Source organism: Actinoplanes sp. NPDC051633 (assembly GCF_040681735.1).
Lineage (GTDB): Bacteria > Actinomycetota > Actinomycetes > Mycobacteriales > Micromonosporaceae > Actinoplanes.
The window spans coordinates 1-4,670 of the sequence record NZ_JBFAZH010000631.1; the positions used below are offsets into that span (position 1 = coordinate 1).

Annotated in this window: 4 protein-coding genes and 1 pseudogene; all 5 read left to right on the forward strand. The window is 74.9% G+C overall.

What is annotated here, in order from left to right:
* Positions 1-105 precede the first annotated feature (105 nt).
* A pseudogene (locus tag AB0M20_RS28320) lies at positions 106-411 on the forward strand (TOBE domain-containing protein); the annotation flags it as partial.
* Positions 411-1,232, forward strand: a complete 822-nt coding sequence (modA, locus tag AB0M20_RS28325; RefSeq protein WP_364303303.1) for a molybdate ABC transporter substrate-binding protein — start codon at positions 411-413, stop codon at positions 1,230-1,232. The pseudogene AB0M20_RS28320 and the gene modA, both read left to right, overlap by 1 nt.
* Positions 1,181-2,005: an ABC transporter permease gene (locus AB0M20_RS28330; protein ID WP_364303309.1), complete on the forward strand. Its 825-nt coding sequence runs from the start codon at positions 1,181-1,183 to the stop codon at positions 2,003-2,005. The genes modA and AB0M20_RS28330 overlap by 52 nt, the downstream gene beginning before the upstream one ends.
* The gene (locus tag AB0M20_RS28335) at positions 1,990-3,039 is read left to right on the forward strand and encodes an ABC transporter ATP-binding protein (protein WP_364303305.1); all 1,050 of its coding nucleotides are present in this window, start codon (positions 1,990-1,992) and stop codon (positions 3,037-3,039) included. Before AB0M20_RS28330 ends, AB0M20_RS28335 begins: the two co-directional genes overlap by 16 nt.
* A gap of 53 nt (positions 3,040-3,092) precedes the next feature.
* On the forward strand, positions 3,093-4,670 hold a 1,578-nt coding region (locus AB0M20_RS28340; RefSeq protein ID WP_364303307.1), incomplete at its 3' end, for a S8 family serine peptidase.

Consider the following 4,670-nt stretch of genomic DNA (forward strand, 5'->3'; position numbering starts at 1 on the left):
CCCTTGAGTGCCCTTGTCCCCAGAAATCGCATGGGGGCCGGGGCGTAGCGGCGGGGCGACCGCCCCCCCCCCGTCCGGGGGTGCCTCGCCGGGGGCGGGCGGGGGGCGGCCCGCGACGACCACGGGCACCGGGCGGTGGCCGGCGCCGACCTGGCCGCGTTCGCGCGGTCGCTGGCCGACGACCCGGGCGAGGGCGCGCGCCGGTCGTCGGCGCGCAACCGGCTCCCCGGCATCGTCACGGCGATCTCCCGCGACCAGGTGATGGCACAGGTGGACATTCAGGCCGGGCCGTTCCGGGTGGTGTCGCTGATGAGCCGGGAGGCGGTCGACGACCTCGGGCTCGAGGTCGGTTCGCGGGCGGTCGCCGTGATCAAGTCGACCACCGTCGTGGTGGAACGAGAGGGCGAGTGATGAGGATCCGCGTCGCGCTGGCGACCGTGCTGCTGCTGGCCGGCTGCGGCGGCAGCGCCGACAACACCGGCGCACAGGGCGACCGGGGCGACCGGGGCGACCGGGGCGACCGGGGCGACCGGGGCGAGTCCGGTGCACCGGCCGCGCCGGACACCCCGTTGCGCAGGGTGACCGTGCTCGCCGCCGCGTCGCTGACCGAGTCGTTCACACGGATCGGCACCGACTTCGAGGCGCGGAACCCGAACATCGAGGTGACCTTCTCCTTCGGCGGCAGCTCCGGCCTCGCGCAGCAGATCACCTCCGGCGCACCCGCGGACGTCTTCGCCGCCGCCAGCCCGGCCACGATGCAGACCGTGACCGGCGCGGGCGACACGGCCGGCGAGCCGGCCGTCTTCGCGCGGAATCAACTGGTGATCGCCGTGCCCAAGGGTAATCCGGAGGGCCTCACCTCGCTGGCCGCGCTGGAGAAGCCGGGCATCAAGGTGGCACTCTGCGCCGAGCAGGTGCCCTGTGGCGCGGCGGCGAAGCAGGCCGGCGTCACGGTCGAGCCGGTGACCCAGGAGCAGGACGTCAAGGCGGCGCTGTCCAAGGTCCGGCTGGGTGAGGTGGACGCGGCCCTGGTGTACCGCACCGACGCTCGGGCGGCCGCCGCCGACGTCGACGGCGTGGAGTTTCCCGAGTCGGCCAAGGCGGTCAACGACTACCCGATCGTCGCGCTGAAGGACGCGCCGAACGCGGCGGGCGCCGCGGCGTTCATCGAGTACGTGAGATCCGAGCCCGCGCAACAGGTGCTGGCCGACGCAGGGTTCCAGAAGCCCTGAGAAGGACACCGCTCGCGCTGCTGCTGCCCGCCCTGCTCGGGCTGGCATTCCTGGTGCTGCCCCTGGCCGGCCTGCTGATCCGGGCGCCCTGGGCCACGCTGCCGCAGCGGCTCACCGAGCCCGGCGCGCTGGCCGCGCTGCGCCTGTCGCTGCTCACCGCCACCCTGGCCACCGGGCTGTGCCTGCTGCTCGGCGTGCCGCTGGCGTGGGTGCTGGCGCGCAGCGGGCTGCCCGGGCGCCGTCTCGTCCGCGCGCTGGTGACCGTGCCGCTCGTGCTGCCGCCGGTGGTCGGCGGCGTGGCGCTGCTGCTGGTTTTCGGGCGGCGAGGGCTGGTCGGGGAGTGGCTGGACGCGACGTTCGGGGTGAGCCTGCCGTTCACCACCGCCGGCGTGGTGGTGGCGGAGGCCTTCGTGGCGATGCCGTTCCTGGTCATCGCGGTCGAGGGCGCGCTGCGGGCGGCGGACGCGCGGTTCGAGGAGGCGGCCGCGGCCCTGGGCGCCGGGCGGTGGACCGCCTTCCGCCGGGTGACGCTCCCGCTGATCGCGCCGGGGGTGGCCGCCGGCGCGGTGCTGTGCTGGGCGCGGGCGCTCGGCGAGTTCGGGGCGACGATCACCTTCGCCGGGAACTTCCCCGGTCGTACGCAGACCATGCCGCTGGCCGTCTATCTCGCGCTGGAGCAGGATCTGGATGCCGCGATCGTGCTCAGCCTGGTGCTGCTCGTCGTGTCCGTGGTCATCCTGGCCGCGCTGCGGGATCGGTGGCTGACCGCGTGAGCCTGAACGCGTCCCTGCGGGTCCGGCGGCCGGCCTTCGAGCTGAACCTGGAGCTCACCGCCGAGCCCGGCGAAGTGCTCGCCCTGCTCGGGCCGAACGGCGCCGGCAAGACCACCGCCCTGCGCGCCCTGGCTGGCCTGATCCCGAACGACGGCCGCATCGAGCTGGACGGCCGGCCGATCGACGGCCTGCCGCCGGAGAAGCGCGGGATCGGCGTGGTGTTCCAGGACTATCTGCTCTTCCCGCATCTGAGCGCGCTGGAGAACGTCGCCTTCGGTCCGCGCTGCCGGGGCGTGCCCAAGGCGGAGGCGCGGCGGACGGCGAGCGAGTGGCTGGCCCGGGTCGGGCTGGCCGAGCACGCGCGCAAGAGGCCGCGGCAGCTGTCGGGCGGTCAGGCGCAACGGGTCGCGCTGGCCCGGGCGATGGCCACCGAGCCGCGGCTGTTGCTGCTCGACGAGCCCCTTGCCGCCCTGGACGCGCGCACCCGCCTGGAGACACGGGCGCATCTGCGCGGCCGGCTGGCCGGGCATCCGGGCGCGACCGTGCTGGTCACGCACGACCCGCTGGACGCCATGATGCTGGCCGACCGGCTGGTGATCGTGGAGGACGGGCGGGAGGTGCAGAGCGGCGACGCGGCGACGATCACCACGCGGCCGCGGACCGATTACGTGGCCCGGCTGGTCGGGCTCAACCTGTACCGCGGGATCGCCGACGGGCACCTCGTACACCTCACCCCCGACTTTGATCTGACCACCGCCGACCGGGGGCAGGGCGAGGTCTTCGTGGCTTTCCCGCCCGCCGCGGTGGCGCTCTACGGCGAGGACGACCGGCCCGCGGGGAGCCCCCGCAACACCTGGCTCGCCGAGGTCGCGGCGATCGCCCGGCACGGCGACAGCCTGCGGGTCGAGCTGACCGGACCGGTGAACGCGGCGGCCGATGTGACCCCCGCGGCGGCCGTAGAGCTGAATCTCACCCCGGGCCGGCGGATTTGGGCAGTGCTGAAGGCTTCCGAAGCACATAGCTACCCCGCGTAGACTCACCGCGATCAATCCGGTGACAAGGGGGCCTTGTGCGCGTGGGTGGGCTGGTGCTGTCGCTCGTCGCGGCGAGTGCCCTCATCGCGCCCGCCCCGGCCATCGCCGCCGCCGCACCCGCCCAGCCCGCCCCTGCCGCGCCGCGGACGGTCACGCTGATCAGCGGTGACCACATCCTGGTGTCGGCCGACGGGCGGTTCGCGAGCCGGGTGCCGGGCACCGGCCGCGACGGCGTCGCCCTGATCACCGAGCGGGCCGGTGGCCGGCTGCGGATCATCCCGGCCGACGCGGTCCCGCTGCTGAACGCCGACCGGCTCGACCAGCGGCTCTTCGACGTCACCGGCCTGCTCGCCGCGGGTTACGACGACTCCCGGGCCGACCTTCCGCTGATCGTGACCTTCGACGGCAGCCCGTCGGTGGGCGAGCTGATCCCCGGGGCGGCGGCCAGTGCGCTGGCCGCGGTCGACGGCTGGGGGGTACGCGTGACGCGCGCCCAGGCCGCGGCGCTGTGGCCGAGGCTGACGAGCGGGTCGGCGCGATACCGCAAGATCTGGCTCGACGGCATCGCCCGGCCCGCCACCGACGTCAGTGTCCCGCTGGTCGGCGCGCCCGCGGCCTGGGCGGCCGGCCTGACCGGTGGCGGGGTCAAGGTGGGCGTGCTCGACACCGGGCTGGACGCCGACCACCCCGACCTCGCCGGCGCGATCGCCGAGACGGCCGACTTCACCGGTCGCGGCGACGGCGGCGTGGACGTGGCGGGCCACGGCACGGCCGTCGCCTCCGTCCTGGCCGGGTCGGGCGCGGCGTCCGGCGGCCGCTATCGCGGGATGGCGCCCGACGTGCGGCTCTACGGGGCCAAAGTGTGCGCGGCGGCCACCAGGTGTCAGGAGTCGGCGATCCTCGAGGGGATGCGCTGGGCGGTGCAGGACAAGGGCGTCAAGGTGGTTAACCTCAGCGCCGGCGAGCGCGACGACCCCGGCACGGATCTGCTCGAGGAGGCGGTGGACCGGCTCACCGCCGAGTTCGGGGCGCTGTTCGTGGTGGCGGCCGGCAACGGTGGCGAGGTGCGGTCCCCGGCGTCCGCGCCGTCGGCCCTGGCGGTGGGCGCGACGACCGAGGACGACGAGATCGCTAACTTCTCCCCCGCCGCCCGCGGGGACAAGCCGGACCTGCTGGCCCCCGGCGTCGACATCACCGCGGCCCGCTCCGGCGATTCGAGGCTGGACGGCAGGGCGTACACCAATCTGTCCGGCACGTCGCTGTCCGCGCCGCACGTGGCCGGTGCCGCCGCGCTGCTCGCGGAGCAGCATCCTGAGTGGACCGCGGCGCAGCTCAAGGCGGCGCTGGTGCGTGCCGCCACGCCGCTGGACGGCGGCCGGGCCGCCCGGCTCGACGTGGCCAAGGCGGTGGAATCGCCGCTGCCCGAGGTTGAGCAATTCGAGCCCGAGCAGTCCGAGGCCGAGCAGCCGGCGACCTTCAGGGTGTCGGCGACCTACATCGACCGGTCCGGCATCCTGGCCGCCGATGTCTACGGGCGCGCCTACGGCGACGACGGGGTGTACGACCTGAGCGCGCCGCTGCCCGCCGGCACCTACACCCTCGACGCGAAGGTGTTCGAGCCCGACGGCTCG

What these genes read in the sequence shown, in the direction of transcription:
- modA (WP_364303303.1), top strand. Translation starts at nt 411, where the DNA reads ATGAGGATCCGCGTCGCGCTGGCGACCGTGCTGCTGCTGGCCGGCTGC.